The following is a 15,255-nucleotide window of genomic DNA, read 5'->3' on the forward strand; positions in this document are numbered from 1 at the left end:
CGTCAGAATGGTGTAGCGCGTCGAGGCGCCATAGCCGCCTTGTTCCGCCAGAAGCTGCACCGTTCCCCCGGACAGGGTGGCGGTTCCGGTGGCGGCGATCCTGTCGGACTGGCCGGCGGCATTGACCTCGAGCTGATAGGTCGAGCCGGGGTTGAAGGAGATGTTGCCAGCAACGTTCAAGGTGCCGATCGAATTGCCCGGCGCGACCGTGCCGGCATGGCCGACAATGACGCTGCCGACCGTGCCCGAGCCGCCGAGCGCGCCGCCGGCCAGCGTGATGGTGGAGCCCGTCAGCGAACCGTTGACCGTGAGCAGGCCCGACAGCACCGAGGTCGCCCCGGTATAGCTGTTGCTTCCCGTCAGAATGAGCTGGCCAGTACCCTGCTTGGTCAGCGTCCCCGTGCCCGAGATGTTCGCGGCGAGCGTGGCGGTATCGACAAAATTGGCGAGGATCTCGCCGTCATTGACGATCGCCGGTGTAATGATCGTGCCGGCAAGCCCGCCGACGCCGATGGCGAGCGTGCCAAGTTGGCCAATCTGCAGGCCCGCGCCGGCATTGACAGTGCCTCCGTCAGCGGCGATCAGGGCGCCGGTGTAATCGCCACGGCCACAGCCGGGATAGCCGACGAGCAGGCCGCCATTCGCATTCAGCACGGAACCGGCGCCTGTCACGCTGACGCTGGCACGGGCAAATCCAAGCGAGGGATCCGGGTCCGAGCCGATCCAGAGCGGGCCGGAGGAATTGACGGTGCCTCCGGCCGAGATGGCCAAGGTGCCGGTTCCGCCGAAGGAATAGCCGCCGACGAACAGAGTGCTGCCGACCGTCCAGCTCGAACCGTGCCCTGTCACCGTGACGGTCGTCGAGGGCCCGATGCCTTCGATCGCGGCCTCGGCCCTGCTCTCCATGGCCGCGCCGGCGCTGATCGAAAGGCCGACATTGCTCGGACCACCGATCCCCGTGAAGCCTTCCACGGTCACCAAGGAATTCAGGCCGGAAACCTCCATGTTCGACTGCATGGCGAGCAGCCCGTTCGGATCCACCATGTGCAGCCTGCCGCCATTGACGACCTTCAGCGTTCCGCCGGCCACGGCGATGTTGCCCGAGCCTCCCGCCGGATCTCCGACGCTCAGCGATCCGCCATTGATTTCGAGTGTCGGGTTCGAGCAGCCGCAAAGGAGAAGCAGTCCCTCGATGTTGTTGTTCGAGCCGGTCAACGACAGCGTGCCAGGCCCATCAAGGGAGAGAGAGCCCGGACCGGAGATCTGGCCTGAGAAGATAGTTGCGAGGGGCTTGGCGCCGATGGTCAGCATGGTGCCACTGCCGATGACGACGTTGCCCGCTCCCGACAGCGCACCCACCGTGGCGCCGAACCCGGCAGCACTTGCAATTTCGATCGTCGCCCCAGCCGCGACCCCGTAATGGGAGTTCGCGGAGAATGCGGTCGAAGAGTCGGCGATCAGACGCCCACCCAAGACGTTGGTTGCGCCCGAATAGTCGTTGTTGCCGGAGAGGGTGACCGTGCCGGAGCCGGTCTTGGCGAGGGCGCCCGAGCCGGTCATGGCATTGGCGATGGCGATGTCGACACCGTTGCTCTGGTCAAGCGTCAATGTGCCGGCGCCGAGAGCGATGTTGCCGGTGAGATTGGCGGTGCCGGCCGTCGCGACCGTCAGGCTGCTGTTGCCGGACAGCGCGATAGCGTTTCCGCGGGCGCCCCCGCCATCCAGACCGCCGGAGATCGAGCCGCTCGCGCCCAGCGTGATGCTCAGGTTCTGGCCGGAGATGCCGGCTCCGGCTTGTCCAGCAGAGCCTGGGGCGATGCCCGAGCCGCCCGCGCCGCCGTCTCCGCCACGCACCGCGCCATGGATCACGAAGCTGGCACCATTGGAGCCGATCAGGCCGGCGCCACCAGTGCCGCCGCTTCCGCCTGCCGCGCTGGCGCTGTTCCCTCCAACTCCGCCGTCGCCACCCCTGACACTTGCATTGATCGTGAGCGACGTGCCGGCTCCGCCGGTCACTGCCAAGCCGATGCCGCCGCTGCCGGCATTGCCGGCCTCCAATTGACCGCTGCCACCATTGCCGCCATTGCCGCCCGTCGTCGTCGACGTGAGCAAGCCGAGCGCGCCGGTGCCGGTTATCACCGCGCCATATCCGCCGGCGCCACCACCACCACCACTTCCCACGAGGCCATTGCCGCCATTGCCGCCATGGCCGCCTGAGACAGCGGCGCTGGGAGCCGCCACGCCCACGCTGCCATGAGCGCCACCGCCGCCACCGCCAGCGCCGTCGAAATCCTGCCCGTCCTGCCCTGCGGCTCCCGGAGCGGCTCCTCCGTCTCCGGCATTGCCGCCGATACCTGTGTTCCCTCTGCCGCCTGAGCCGCCCGTCATGCCGGAGCCGCCCCCACCTCCGCCCCCGGCGCTACCGCCGACTATCCCGCTGCCACCGGGAAGGGTGAGGCTGTCACCACCGCCTGCGCCGCCCCCTCCGCCCCCAGCTCCGCCATCGGCCAGAGCCGGCACAGCCAGTGCGAATGTGAGAAAGGCGAGCATGGCTGGGCGTGACCGCGCAACACAAGGCCGCTGCGGCGCGACGCCTCGCGACACCTTATCCAGTCCTGCTGTTGACGACACGCAATTGCCCCCGGCCGAGTCCACACCATAGCCTCTGGCATGAGGCAGGCAACGAACCGCCGTTCATTGCCGATTAACCCTGCGGAATGTTGCATTCTGGGTACAGGTGAAGGGGCGGATTTGCCGGGAATTTCAGGTTGGCTTGTTGCGAGGGGCGCACCGGCTCGCGCTGGCAGCATCTGGCGAGGACCGCTCCGTTAGTCCAATTCGAACACGTTCTGGGGTGGCCGCGGCGCCGCACGGCGCCAGTGGGTGGGCTGCCAGCCGAGTGGGGTACCATCATCCGCCAGCCAGGCGGCATCCGCTTCGAGCGTCGGGCCGCGACCGTCTCGGAAGCGGGCATGCTGCGTGCGATTGCCGTCCGTCACTTCGACCTGTGCGCTGAGCCCCCTCCGTGTGGGGAGAGTCCCAAGTGTCCAACAATTCGCCATCTGAACCTTGCTTCAAGTGGTGGCGACGTGCTGCTCATGCTGTTTCGCGCCTCGCATCTCACCGTGGCTCAGGAGTAACACCCCAACCTGAATCGACGATTTCCCCGATTGGGTTCAAGCGAAGTAGATGCGAGCATTAACTATTCAATCGGCGCTCTGAATGAGCACATTATGTTCATGATCGATTAGCAAACGGAGAAAATGATCAGATTTCTCCCTCATACTTAGATTCCGAATTTGGAAAGCGGGTGATGATCGCTGTTCACGTCGGCCTGCGCGCCTTCGGAACTTTGATATTCTTCTTTTTCCCATCCGAGAGAGCTCTATTCACGGCGGAACGTAGCAAGCCGCCGATGCCGCCCGTCCACCATCGAAGCAGCCAGCGATGCCAACATCCAAGCGACTACTGAGTTCGCCTGATATGCGGCTCCGGGTGATCGAGGACAAGTTCAGCGTCGGCACCTGGAGCTGGGATCTCGACACATCCGAGATCACGTGGTCGCCGGGGCTTTTCCGAATTCTCGGGCTGGACGCCGCGACCGTGGTGCCAACGATCGATCTCTACCAGTCCCTGGTGCATCCGGACGACCAGCTGGATTTCAGCAACGCCATCGGGCTTGCGGCAGACAAGCGGCTTCAAGACCGGACATTTCGGATCATTCGCCCCGATGGCAGCCTGAGATGGCTGCGCAGCAAGGGGCAGCCTCATTTCGACCGAAATGGCCGCCCTGTCGCGATGTTCGGCGTCATTGCGGACGTCACCGATGTCCAGGAACTCAGGACGACGCTCGATCTCGAGACGATGTGGCGGCAGGCGCTCTCTCGCCTGCTGGGTGATCACGTCTGGCGCGCCTATCCGAATGGAAAACTGGTCGAGACGACGGAATGGTCGAAGCTCACGGGGCAGTCACCCGCTGAAGCCAGGAACTGGGATGAGCTGGCGGCCATTCACCCGGATGATCGAAGAATCTTCCTCGATGCCTGGAAGACTGCGGTCGCGATGGAGAAGGAATATCAGGCCACCATCAGGGTCCGGACCGTGAAAGGGGATTATGTCACCCTCACCGGACGAGCGCTCCCGGTGCGCGGACCCAGCGGGAGATCCGGGAGTGGATTGGCTGCACAATCTATGAACACGACGCGCGTCCCCAACCGCGGCAGACGGCGCCGCTGCATGCCGCGCAGGTGCGGGCGGCGCGCGCGCTCCTGAACTGGTCGGCGCCTACGCTCGCCAGGGAAGCGCAGGTTTCCTTCTCCACCATTCGCCGCATGGAGATTTCAACGGCGGGCGTCCGGTCGGACAATCTGCGGAAGGTCCGGGACGCGCTCGAGCGCAATGGCATTCGCCTCTTCCATGACGGCGAAGGGCGAGCATGCATCGGCCTGGCCGAAAGGGCGGCTTCGGTTTAGGGGGGCCAGGGACTGCCCCGGAGAACGGAGCCGGCAAGCTGCCGATCGCCAGGGTCAATGCAGGCGGGGTTCTCGCAGAGCGCCGGCAGGCTTTCCATCGTTTCGTCCTTCCGTTAGGGCATTTACATCTGCTGCCATGCTTCTGTGGCGGGGTTCGCCGTTGGAGTGCGAGCGATCTGCTGGAAGCACTGCCCGGACCGCACAGGCCGCCGTGCGCTCCAATGACCGGGAGAACCTGCCGTGAATATCTGGGCCTCGATGCTCCTCATGGAAGGCAGCGACCCTGCCATCGATCGTATCGTGCGCGAAACAGCCTCAGAACGCCTGACGATCGTCTTCGTGCCGACGCCCGAGGCAGCCCCTGACGTCGCGCGGTCCTTGATCGCCGAGGGCGTGGAACTGATCGAGCTCTGCGGGGGCTTCGGCGTCGAGCCGGGCTCTGCGGTCGTCAGGGCTGTCGCCGGCCGCGCCGCGGTCGGCCTGGTCAGCTTCGGCATCGAGTCCCTGACCCAGGCGGCTGCCTACAAGGCCAAGTTCGAGGCCGGCGGCTGAACGCGGGGGGCGCCCAAGCGAGGGGGCGTCATGTCCGGTTTCGACATGGAGGGCGAATTCCCTGGAGCCTCGGCCAGGAGGCGGCTCGGCGTGGCGTAGCCTTCGGCCTGGGTCATCCACAAATTCCTTCGTGCCCGCCATGCTTGTGCCCCACCTGCATGGAACGGACTGGCGAAGGGGAGGAGAGGCCTGTAAATTCTCTTGCGGCGCATTATCTGCGGTGAAGCGTCAGGACGATTGCTTTGAAGACAACGGCGACCATGGGAAGCGGAACGCAAGCGGGGCCTCGGGGCGACGGCGAAGACCTGCGCGCGCCACTTTCAATGGCCGATCGGCCGAAACGCCCCAGTTCTCCCGTCGATGGCGGTGGCCGCGAGGGAGCCGGCACCGCCGTGCTGACGCGGACCAGGACACGCAAGCCCAATCTCTATCGCGTGCTCCTGCTCAATGACGACTACACCCCGATGGAATTCGTGGTGCATGTGCTCGAGCGGTTCTTCAACAAGGACCGCGCCGAGGCGACCCAGATCATGATGCATGTGCATCAGAACGGCGTCGGCGAATGCGGGATCTTCACCTACGAGGTCGCCGAGACGAAGGTCACCTTGGTGATGGACCTGGCGCGCAAGCACATGCATCCTCTGCAGTGCGTGATGGAGAAGAAGTAGTTTTGGATTCGATCATCCTCCTGAAAGCGGAATAGGAGCGCATCAGTGCCGAGTTTCTCGCGCAGTCTCGAACAGGCGCTTCACCGGGCTCTGGCGCTCGCCAATGAGCGTCATCACGAATATGCCACGCTGGAGCATCTGCTGCTCGCCCTGGTCGACGATCAGGACGCTGCGGCCGTCATGCGTGCCTGCAGCGTCGATCTCGACATGCTGAGGCGCAATCTCGTCGATTACATCGATGCCGAGCTGAGCAATCTCGTCACCGATGGCCGCGACGATTCCAAACCGACAGCCGGCTTCCAGCGCGTAATCCAGCGCGCGGTCATCCATGTCCAGTCCTCCGGTCGCGAAGAGGTGACCGGCGCCAATGTGCTGGTCGCGATGTTCGCCGAGCGCGAGAGTCATGCCGCGTATTTCCTGCAGGAGCAGGACATGACCCGTTACGACGCGGTCAATTACATCAGCCATGGCATCGCCAAGCGCCCCGGCGCGAGCGAGAGCCGGCCGGTGCGCGGCAGCGAGGAAGAGCCCGAGCAGCAGCAGCGCGAGTCGCGGGCCGACCAGGGCAACGATGCCGACAAGGACAAGAAGAAGAAGGAAAGCGCGCTCGAAGCCTATTGCGTCAACCTCAACCGCAAGGCGCGCGACGGGCGCATCGACCCGCTGATCGGCCGCGAGGCCGAGGTTCAGCGCACCATCCAGATCCTGTGCCGCCGGCAGAAGAACAATCCGCTGCTGGTCGGCGACCCCGGCGTCGGCAAGACCGCGATCGCCGAAGGGCTCGCGCTGAAGATCATCCGCGGAGAGGTGCCGGAGGTTCTCGAGGACGCGACGGTGTTCTCGCTCGACATGGGCACGCTGCTGGCCGGCACACGCTATCGCGGCGATTTCGAAGAGCGCCTCAAGCAGGTGATCAAGGAGATCGAGGCCCATCCCAAGGCGATCATGTTCATCGACGAGATCCACACGGTGATCGGCGCTGGCGCGACCTCGGGTGGGGCGATGGATGCCTCCAACCTGCTGAAGCCGGCGCTGGCTTCCGGTACGCTGCGTTGCATCGGCTCGACGACCTACAAGGAATACCGACAGTATTTCGAGAAGGATCGGGCGCTGGTGCGTCGCTTCCAGAAGATCGACGTCAACGAGCCGTCAGTGCCGGACACGATCGAGATCCTGAAGGGGCTGAAGCCCTATTTCGAGGAGTTCCACAAGCTCCGCTACACCAATGACGCCATCAAGGCGGCGGTGGAGCTGTCGGCGCGCTACATCCATGACCGCAAGCTGCCGGACAAGGCGATCGACGTGATTGACGAGACCGGCGCCTCGCAGATGCTGCTGACCGAGAGCAAGCGCAAGAAGACCATTGGCGTGAAGGAGATCGAGGCTGCGGTCGCGGTCATGGCGCGCATCCCGGCCAAGACTGTCTCCAAGGACGACGCCGAGGTTCTGCGCAATCTCGAGAACACGTTGAAGCGGACGGTTTACGGCCAGGAGAAGGCGATCGAGGCGCTGTCGTCCTCGATCAAGCTGGCCCGTGCCGGCTTGCGTGACGGCGAGAAGCCGATCGGCTGCTATCTCTTCGCCGGTCCGACGGGCGTTGGCAAGACCGAGGTGGCGCGCCAGCTCGCCGCGTCGCTCGGCGTCGAGCTGATCCGCTTCGACATGTCGGAATATATGGAGCGCCACACCGTCTCGCGGTTGATCGGCGCACCTCCCGGCTATGTCGGCTTCGACCAGGGTGGTCTCCTGACCGATCAGGTCGACCAGCACCCGCATTCGGTGCTGCTGCTCGACGAGATCGAGAAGGCCCATCCCGACCTGTTCAACATCCTGTTGCAGGTGATGGATCACGGCAAGCTGACCGACAATAACGGCAAGCAGGTCGATTTCAGGAACGTCATCCTGATCATGACGACCAATGCGGGTGCTGCGGACATGGCACGTGCGGCGTATGGTTTCACGCGGACCAAGCGTGAGGGCGACGATACCGAGGCCGTGAACCGCCTGTTCGCGCCGGAGTTCCGCAATCGGCTGGATGCGGTGATTTCCTTCAGCCATCTGCCGAAGACGGTGGTGGCGCGCGTCGTCGACAAGTTCGTGCTCCAGCTCGAAGCGCAGCTCGCTGACCGCAACGTCACGATCGAGCTCACCGACGAGGCACGCGAGTGGCTGGTCGAGAACGGCTACGACGAGGCGATGGGGGCGAGGCCGATGGCTCGCCTGATTCAGCAGACGATCAAGACGCCGCTCGCCGACGAGGTTCTGTTCGGGCGGCTGAAGGGTGGCGGGGCGGTCAAGGTCGTCGTCGTGCAGTCCGAGACCGGCATCAAGGTGCTGGGGCTCGAATTCCCCGACGGGCCGGTCAAGCCCAAGCCGGAGAAGGACGTGGCCGCGGCGGCTGAGAAGCGCTCGCCACGGGCAAAGGCGAAAGGCGCAGCGAAGCCGGCTACGCCCGGCACGCGCCGGGCGCCGAAGGGCGGCGGAGACGGGAAGGGCGGTGGCCCGGCCGAGCCGCCCAAGGCGACGCAACGCGCCATTCGTACTGTGCCGAAGGTCCCGCTGACGAAGGCTTGAGACCGTGTTCTTTCGACGCAAGACCCAAGCTGCCGCGCTCCAGACCAGCGGCGACGTCCCGGCACAGCCTGCCAAGGAAAAACTTGGCTGGTTCGAGAAGCGTGCGCGCCGCCGCCGGCGGCGCGTGCTGTTCGAAGAAATCCTCGGCTGGATCCTCGTCCCGGCCTTCGGCTATCTGATCTATCTCGGGATAAAGTCGGTTGGTGGCGTGCCGAAGGAAATCATCGATTTCGGCAACGAGTTGATCGGCATCGTGATGAAGGGTGGCACCTGAGGCCACCCTTTGCCTTTGCGGGCCGTGCAAGGGTGACCGCGCGATGTCGGATGTCGGCTTCACGCATGTGAACGTCTAGAACGGGTTTCGCCCGGCCATCTCAGGCCGGTGCGGCTTTTCGAGTGACCGACCCGTCAGGCGTGCAGAATCTCTCATGAGCGTATCGGCCGACTGGAGCTGGCAGCGCACCGCGCTGGCCGGCATACGCGATGCGCTGTCGCTGCCGGCCTGGGTTGTCGGTTTCGGGCTCGTCGGTGTTGGCTCGCTGGCGCGCGATGTCGGCTATCCCGTCGATGTCGCTGTGCTCTCGACCATGCTGGTCTGGGCCGGGCCGTCGCAGGTGATCTTCTTCGCATCGATCGCGGCGGGGGCTGCATGGAGCGCGATCGCGCTTGCGATCGGCTTTGCCTCGCTGCGCTTCCTGCCGATGACGGTGGCGATCCTGCCGCTGCTGCGCCGGCCGGGGCAAGGCATCGCGATGCAGTTGCTGCTTGCGCATTACGTTGCCGTTACCGCCTGGACCGAGGGCCTGCGCCGCCTGCCGGGGATCGCGCCGCACCAGCGCGTGGCTTATTTCCTGGGGTTCGCCAATGCCTGCATGATGGTGAGCGCAGCGGGCACCTATGCAGGCTATTACCTCGTTGGAGCGTTGCCGCTTCCGCTCGCTGCCGGGCTGCTCTGCCTGACACCGATCTTCTTCCTCGCCTCGATCGCTGCCGGTATTCGCCACCGCGGGGACCTCATCGCGATGGGGCTTGGCCTTGCACTGGCGCCGATCTTCGACCGTCTGATGGGCAGCGGCTTCGATCTGATCGTCTCCGGTCTGATCGGCGGCAGCATCGCCTTTGCCGTGCAGCGCATCGGGGCGCGGCGCGCATGACTCAGCCGATCCCGCTGCTCGACGGCCCATTCTGGCCCTATCTCGCGCTGCTGCTCTTCGCCTTCCTGCCGACCGAGATCTGGCGCTGGCTCGCAGTCGCCTTCGCACGGCGCATCAACGCCGATTCGCCGGCCTTGGAATGGGTGAGGGCGGTGGCGACGGCGTTGCTCGCCGGGGTCGTCGCCAAGTTGATCATCGCGCCGCCAGGCGCGCTCGCGGCCTTGCCGCTCTCCTTGCGCGTCGGAGCGTTGGCGGCGACGCTGGCCATCGTCCTGTTCGACCGACGGCGCGTTTTTCTCGCCGTCCTCGTCGGCGAGGCGGTGCTGATCGGCGGCGGCTGGATGCTGAGCCAGGCGGCCTGACAGGTCCCTCAGGAACCAGGCTGCTGAAGATGGCGCAGCTTGTCGGGATTGCGGACCACGTAGATGGCGTGGATCAGCCCGTCGCGGATGTCGAGCGCCGTTGCCTGCAGGGTCTGGCCGTTCTCCAGGCTGACATAGCCGGGCAGCCCATTGATCAGTACAGGTTCATAGCTGGTCGTCGAGACGTTGCGCTGAGTCAGTGCGTGAGAGAGGCGGGCGAAGAAGCGGGCGACCTTGTCCGCGCCGAAAATCAGCTTGAACACGGCCTGGACCTTGCCGCCGCCATCGCTGTGCAGGACGACATCCTGGGCGAGCAGGCGCTGCAACATCGTCGGGTCGGATTGATGCGACGCCTTGAAAAAGGCTTCGGCGAAGCGTGCGGCCTCCTCTCGGGAAACCTTGTTGCGCGGTGGCGTGTCGAGCCGGACATGGTCGCGTGCACGCTTGGCGAGTTGACGGCAGGCGGCCTCGCTGCGCTCCAGCATCGCGGCGATCTCGGTGAAGTCCATGTCGAAGATGTCATGCAGAAGGAAGGCGGCCCGCTCCAAGGGAGACAGGCGTTCGAGCGCCAGCATCAGGGCGATAGGGGCATCGAGCTCGTCGTCGGCGACCTCGGCGCTGCCGAGTTTTTCGACGAGTGGTTCCGGCAGCCAGGTCCCGACATAGAATTCGCGGCGGCTGCGGGCCGATTTCATCTGGTCGAGGCAGAGCCGCGTCACCACTTGCGCGAGATAGGCGCGCGGGTTCGAGATTTCGTCACGACTGGCCTCGTGCCAGCGCAGCCAGGCATCCTGGACGATGTCCTCGGCGTCGCTGACGGAGCCAAGCATCCGATAGGCAAGCCGGGCCAGGAAGCGCCGATGCTGTTCGAATGCGGTCTGCAGGGTCATGAATGCCATCTCGCAGGTGAACGAGAGCCCGCGACAGCGGACACTCGAATATCTCGCGCAGGATCCTTGCGTGAGGGGGCTTCAGGCTGCCGCGGACCGCTGGCGATCCTGCGGGTGCCTGGCCCGGAAGCCGGCATTGATGCGGTTCCAGGTGTTGATCGCTCCAATCGCGACCGAAAGATTGACCGCTTCGGCTTCGCTGAAATGCTCGCGCAATTCGGCGAAGGCCTCATCGCTCACACTGGCTTCTGACAGACGCGTCAACGCCTCGGTCCAGCGCAGGGCCGCGCGCTCGCGCGCGGTGTAGAGTTCCGACTCGTGCCAGGCGCTCAGCAGATAGAGCCGCGCTTCGGTCTCGCCGGCCTTGCGTGCATCGGCCGAGTGCATGTGCAGGCAATAGGCACAGCCATTGATCTGCGATGCGCGCATCTTCACGAGTTCGAGCAGGCTGTGCTCCAGCCCGCACTCTTCGACATAGTTCTGCATTCCCAGGACGGCGTTGACCGCGGCCGGAGCAACCTGGAAGACATTGAGGCGTTGGGGCATGATTTTCTCCATCGGTGTCTGATGGAAGCAAGACGAGGCAGGCCCGACGCCTGTGACATGCCCTCAGATATTTTTCAGCGCTGCCCGGATTTTTTCGGCGTTCGCGGCAAGCACGTCATTCGCTTCCATCGCACCCGTATGGGGGCGAAGCGCGACACCATCCCAGCGCGGCATGACATGGACATGCAGGTGGAACACGACCTGGCCACCCGCGGGCTCGTTGAACTGCTGGATGGTGATGCCGTCGGCCGCGCAGGCGCTCTTCACCGCATGGGCGAGCTTCTGGGTCGTCAGCGCCACCGCCTTGAGCGCGTCCGGCGGAGCATCGAACACATTGCGGCATGCGGTCTTGGGGATGATCAGGACATGCCCGTCGGCACGGGGCATGATGTCCATGATGGCGACGGTCTCGTCGTCCTCATAGACCTTGTGGCTGGGCAGCTCGCCGCGCAGGATCTTGGCGAAGACATTGGCTGGATCATAGGCGGTCATCGTTGGCCGGTCCGTTGTACGGGGAAGATGCGGTCAGGGTGAGGTGCGCTGCCGTCCAGCGTCAAGAGACAGCGTCTCGATGATTTCGGCATCCAGCACGAGATCGTCGCGTGCACCAAGCAGCCAGAGGTCGCGCGCCTCGAAACGCAGAAGCGGGCGATGCCACCAGCACTCCACGATGCCGGCGAGCGCCGCGGCCTCGGCGGGGGAAAGGTCGTCGGTCAGATTGTAGAGGCCGACGACATAGAGATCGGTCTGCTGCCGGCAAAGTGCAGATTGAATGGCATGAAAGACGTTCTGATCGCGGCGCCGCTCCGGATACGCGCGCAGATAGAGCCGGCCACGATTGATGTTTCCGGAGAACAGGCCGCGCAGTTCGACGGTAAGGGGACCGATATCGCCGAGCACGGTTCGGGCCGCGGGGTCGATGGATGGCGAAACGTCCGTGCCAAGCGAGCCGCAGATCGTGGCGTGCAGGCGCCCAGCCCGCTTCGGCAGGATATCCCAGGCGATCTTTGCCGCGAATGGCGCAGCCTTCAGCTCGGCCTCCATCGCGATAAAGGCAGGGGAGGCACGCAGCGCTGCATCGTCGATGGGCAGCACCAGCGAAAAGACCGACGGGTGTCGCCCCATGTCGTAGAAGCGCCCCGGCAAGGTGGCGATCACGCCCGGGTGGCGCGGGGCAACCAGCGGCAAGTGAGCGAGGCGATAGGCGTCGTCGAGCAGCAGCGGCTCCCCGGGCTCGAAGGCGGTGCGGCTTCGGTCATAGCCGAGCACTGCGTCGTCGCAGAATGTGAGCTCTCGCGCGGGATGTGCCTCGTCGCGGTCACGCTTCATCGGTGCGTCCATCCCTGCGGAACGGGCTCTCCGCCGCGAGCGTCTCGCGGGCGGCTGCAATATGCTCGCGCTCCGTCACGAGATAGGCCGCAACCGCGCGGCGCAAGCCGGGATCGGCAAGGTGATGGGCCGAGCGCATGATGACCGGGCGATAGCCGCGCGCGATCTTGTGCTCGCCCTGCGCGCCGGCCTCGACCCGCGCAAGTCCGTGCGCGATCGCGTAGTCGATGGCCTGATGGTAGCAGAGTTCGAAATGCAGGAAGGGGTGGTCCTCGATGCAGCCCCAGTTGCGGCCATAGAGCGTGTTCGCTCCGCGAAAATTGATGGCACCGGCGATATAGCGTCCGGCACGGCGGGCCATGATCAGCACGATGCGCTCGCCCAGTGCCTGCCCGACCAGTGAGAAGAAGCGCCGGTTCAGATAGGGCCGGCCCCATTTGCGCGCGCCCGTATCCTGATAGAAGGCGAAGAAATCATCCCAGATCGCCTCGGTCAGGCCGGAGCCGCTGAGAACCTCTACCGTGATCCCGGCCGAAAGCGCCTCGCGTCGCTCGCGTTTCAGCGCCTTGCGCTTGCGCGAGGCGAGTGTGGCGAGGAAGTCGTCATAGGTCGCGAAACCGTCATTGCCCCAGTGGAACTGGAGATCGTGGCGCTCGAGATAGCCGGCCTCGATCAGTGCGCCGAGATCGGGCTCCTGCGCGAAGGTGACGTGGATCGAGGAGGAGCGTGTCTGATCGCGTAGCGCCTCCAGCCCGGCGATCAAGTCGGCGCGTGCTTCGCCGGTGCGCGGCCCGTCTGCCGCGAGGAGGCGGGGGCCTGTTGCGGGGGTGAAGGGCGCGGCGACCTGGAGCTTGGGATAATAATGCCCACCGGCCCGCTCATAGGCGTCGGCCCAAGCATGATCGAAGACATATTCGCCCTGGCTGTGACCCTTCACGAAACTCGGTGCCGCCGCGAGCAGCCGGTCGTCGCCGTCCTCGACGAGGAGATAGGCGGGAGACCAGCCGGAGCGGCCGCCGATGCACCCGCTTTCTTCCAGGGCTCTCAAAAAGGCGTGAGAGACGAAGGGGTTATCTGTGTCTTGTTGAGAAAGTGAATCGGTTGCTTCGCAGCTTGATTCAAGTCGTGCAGGCGAAGGCACGCTGGCCGCATGCGGGTTGGCGCAGGCGTCCCAGGCTTCCGCCGGCACGGATTTCAACGAGGTCGCGACCCGAACCCGCAGGTCGTTGCGGTCGCGACCTGCAGTCAAGGGCGGAACCCTTCGAAGACCATCTGGTCGGCGTGAATGCGGGCTGTTTCGCGATCCTCGGGGGTGCGCACCGTCCAGCTCATCAGCGGCAGGCCAAGCGCCTTGTTGCAGAGGAACGGGGCGGCACTTGGCAGATCCGCGACCTTCCACGACAGGAAATCGGGTCGGCTTTCCTCGAAATGCAGCAGGTTCGCAAGCGCGTGCTTCTGGTGCGCGTCGAGCCGGTCGTAATCGGAGTAGGCATATTCGTTCATGGCCACGATGCCGCGCGGGATCGCTGGAGCGAGCTCGCGCAGGGCGGTGACGATCGTCGGATCGAAGGATTTGAAGACGATCGGCTGGCCGGAGCGCCTGGCAACGATCTCTGCTGCGCGTCGCGTCAGCGCGAGATCGCCGTCGAAGCCGCTCTTGACCTCGATCACCAGCGGCACGCGGCCGGCGATCCGGTCAAGAAATGCGTCGAGGGTCGGAATCCTGTCGCTGCTGCCCTTCAGTGAAATCGCGGCGAGCGCCTTCGCGGTCCTGGCATTCACATTGCCGGTCTCAGCCGTCAGCCGATCGAGCACGAAATCGTGAAACACCATGGCCTCGCCATCGGCGCTGAGCTGGATGTCGCATTCGATGCCGAACGTGCCGGCAATGGCGGCGTCAGCTGCGGAGATGCTGTTCTCGACCAGGCCGGCGGCGAGGTCGTGCAGGCCGCGATGCGCGATCGGCCGCGCGACCAGCCAGTCGAGGGATGGACGCGCGCTCATCAGGCGATCTCGAACATCGCCTCGACCTCGACGGCAGCATCTGCCGGCAGTTCGGCGACGCCGACGGTCGAGCGGGCATGGCGGCCGCGATCGCCGAGAACCTGGACCATCAGATCGGATGCGCCGTTCATGATCGCGGGAAGCGCGGAGAAATGCGGGGTTGCGTTGATGAATCCGCCAAGCCGGACGCAGCGCCTGATGCGCTCGAGATCGCCGCCAAGAGCGGCTTTGGCCTGCGCCAGCACGTTGATTGCGCAGAGACGCGCGGCCTCGAGCCCGGCTTCGTTGAAGATCTCGGCGCCGAGCTTGCCCTTGTGCTTGTCGGAGAGCTTGCCATCGAGGCCAAAGCAGATCTGCCCGGAAATCACCAGCAGGTTGCCGGTGATGACATAGGGCACGTAGTTCGCCACGGGCGCGGCGGGAGCGGGCAGGGTGATGCCCAGTGCAGCGAGGTTGGCTTCGATTTCGCTCATCGGGTCGGGCTCCTGGCGCTCGGTCGGTTCGGATCATCTGCGCGGTGGCCCGCCTGGGCTTTGGCTCAGAGCTGCGGCGACGCAGGATTCCTACATGGCCGATGGCCGGGTAAGCCGCAAGCGCGGGGCCTGCCAAGCGGGGTTGTGCCGTGGGCGTAGCTCGCCGCGACGCGCGCCTTGTTTGCGCCATTGCCGCATTGCACTAGACTCGTCGATCAGGTGCAGCAAGGC

General features: G+C 65.1%; 15 protein-coding genes. 7 read left to right on the forward strand and 8 right to left on the reverse strand.

Translation table 11 applies throughout. From position 1 onward, the window contains the following. Positions 1–2,550, reverse strand: a 2,550-nt coding sequence (locus AB4099_RS19120) for a beta strand repeat-containing protein (protein WP_441479224.1), incomplete at its 3' end; no start/stop codon positions are given. Positions 2,551–3,483: 933 nt separating this feature from the next. Here AB4099_RS19120 and AB4099_RS19125 point away from each other — a divergent pair. The 7 genes from AB4099_RS19125 to AB4099_RS19155 all read left to right on the forward strand — a co-directional run bounded on the left by AB4099_RS19125 (position 3,484) and on the right by AB4099_RS19155 (position 9,782). After that, on the forward strand, positions 3,484–4,272 hold the full coding sequence (locus tag AB4099_RS19125) for a PAS domain-containing protein (protein WP_441479225.1): 789 nt from the start codon (positions 3,484–3,486) through the stop codon (positions 4,270–4,272). 440 nt (positions 4,273–4,712) lie between these two features. After that, complete coding sequence (locus tag AB4099_RS19130) at positions 4,713–5,024, forward strand: DUF6506 family protein (RefSeq protein WP_113518767.1); 312 nt, start codon at positions 4,713–4,715, stop codon at positions 5,022–5,024. Between the two features lie 323 nt (positions 5,025–5,347). Further along, a complete protein-coding gene (clpS, locus tag AB4099_RS19135) occupies positions 5,348–5,692 on the forward strand; it encodes an ATP-dependent Clp protease adapter ClpS (protein WP_043233033.1) in 345 nt (114 codons plus the stop codon). 45 nt (positions 5,693–5,737) lie between these two features. Next, positions 5,738–8,266, forward strand: coding sequence for an ATP-dependent Clp protease ATP-binding subunit ClpA (clpA, locus tag AB4099_RS19140; protein WP_113518768.1), 2,529 nt, complete (start codon positions 5,738–5,740; stop codon positions 8,264–8,266). Positions 8,267–8,270: 4 nt separating this feature from the next. Beyond that, positions 8,271–8,540, forward strand: coding sequence for a hypothetical protein (locus AB4099_RS19145; protein WP_441479226.1), 270 nt, complete (start codon positions 8,271–8,273; stop codon positions 8,538–8,540). Between the two features lie 154 nt (positions 8,541–8,694). Beyond that, a complete protein-coding gene (locus AB4099_RS19150) occupies positions 8,695–9,420 on the forward strand; it encodes an AzlC family ABC transporter permease (protein WP_441479227.1) in 726 nt (241 codons plus the stop codon). Further along, a complete protein-coding gene (locus tag AB4099_RS19155; RefSeq protein WP_069880221.1) occupies positions 9,417–9,782 on the forward strand; it encodes an AzlD domain-containing protein in 366 nt (121 codons plus the stop codon). The genes AB4099_RS19150 and AB4099_RS19155 overlap by 4 nt, the downstream gene beginning before the upstream one ends. An 8-nt stretch (positions 9,783–9,790) precedes the next feature. Here AB4099_RS19155 and AB4099_RS19160 read toward each other — a convergent pair whose 3' ends face one another. The 7 genes from AB4099_RS19160 to AB4099_RS19190 all read right to left on the reverse strand — a co-directional run bounded on the left by AB4099_RS19160 (position 9,791) and on the right by AB4099_RS19190 (position 15,024). Then, the gene (locus AB4099_RS19160) at positions 9,791–10,672 is read right to left on the reverse strand and encodes a sigma-70 family RNA polymerase sigma factor (protein WP_441479228.1); all 882 of its coding nucleotides are present in this window, start codon (positions 10,670–10,672) and stop codon (positions 9,791–9,793) included. An 81-nt stretch (positions 10,673–10,753) separates the two neighbouring features. Continuing rightward, positions 10,754–11,218 (reverse strand): carboxymuconolactone decarboxylase family protein, encoded by a 465-nt coding sequence (locus tag AB4099_RS19165; protein ID WP_441479229.1) that lies wholly within the window; start codon positions 11,216–11,218, stop codon positions 10,754–10,756. 63 nt (positions 11,219–11,281) lie between these two features. Beyond that, positions 11,282–11,710 carry an HIT family protein gene (locus AB4099_RS19170; RefSeq protein WP_069880223.1) on the reverse strand — a complete coding sequence of 143 codons (429 nt, stop codon included), beginning with the start codon at positions 11,708–11,710 and terminating at the stop codon, positions 11,282–11,284. 33 nt (positions 11,711–11,743) lie between these two features. Beyond that, positions 11,744–12,547: a hypothetical protein gene (locus AB4099_RS19175; RefSeq protein ID WP_441479230.1), complete on the reverse strand. Its 804-nt coding sequence runs from the start codon at positions 12,545–12,547 to the stop codon at positions 11,744–11,746. Beyond that, positions 12,537–13,796: a GNAT family N-acetyltransferase gene (locus AB4099_RS19180; protein WP_441479231.1), complete on the reverse strand. Its 1,260-nt coding sequence runs from the start codon at positions 13,794–13,796 to the stop codon at positions 12,537–12,539. The genes AB4099_RS19175 and AB4099_RS19180 overlap by 11 nt, the downstream gene beginning before the upstream one ends. Continuing rightward, positions 13,793–14,551: a glycerophosphodiester phosphodiesterase family protein gene (locus tag AB4099_RS19185; protein ID WP_441479232.1), complete on the reverse strand. Its 759-nt coding sequence runs from the start codon at positions 14,549–14,551 to the stop codon at positions 13,793–13,795. The genes AB4099_RS19180 and AB4099_RS19185 overlap by 4 nt, the downstream gene beginning before the upstream one ends. Then, the gene (locus AB4099_RS19190; protein ID WP_069880227.1) at positions 14,551–15,024 is read right to left on the reverse strand and encodes a RidA family protein; all 474 of its coding nucleotides are present in this window, start codon (positions 15,022–15,024) and stop codon (positions 14,551–14,553) included. The genes AB4099_RS19185 and AB4099_RS19190 overlap by 1 nt, the downstream gene beginning before the upstream one ends. Positions 15,025–15,255: the final 231 nt, after the last annotated feature.

Origin of the sequence: Allobosea sp. 2KB_26 (assembly GCF_052115715.1) — a bacterium.
GTDB lineage: Bacteria > Pseudomonadota > Alphaproteobacteria > Rhizobiales > Beijerinckiaceae > Allobosea.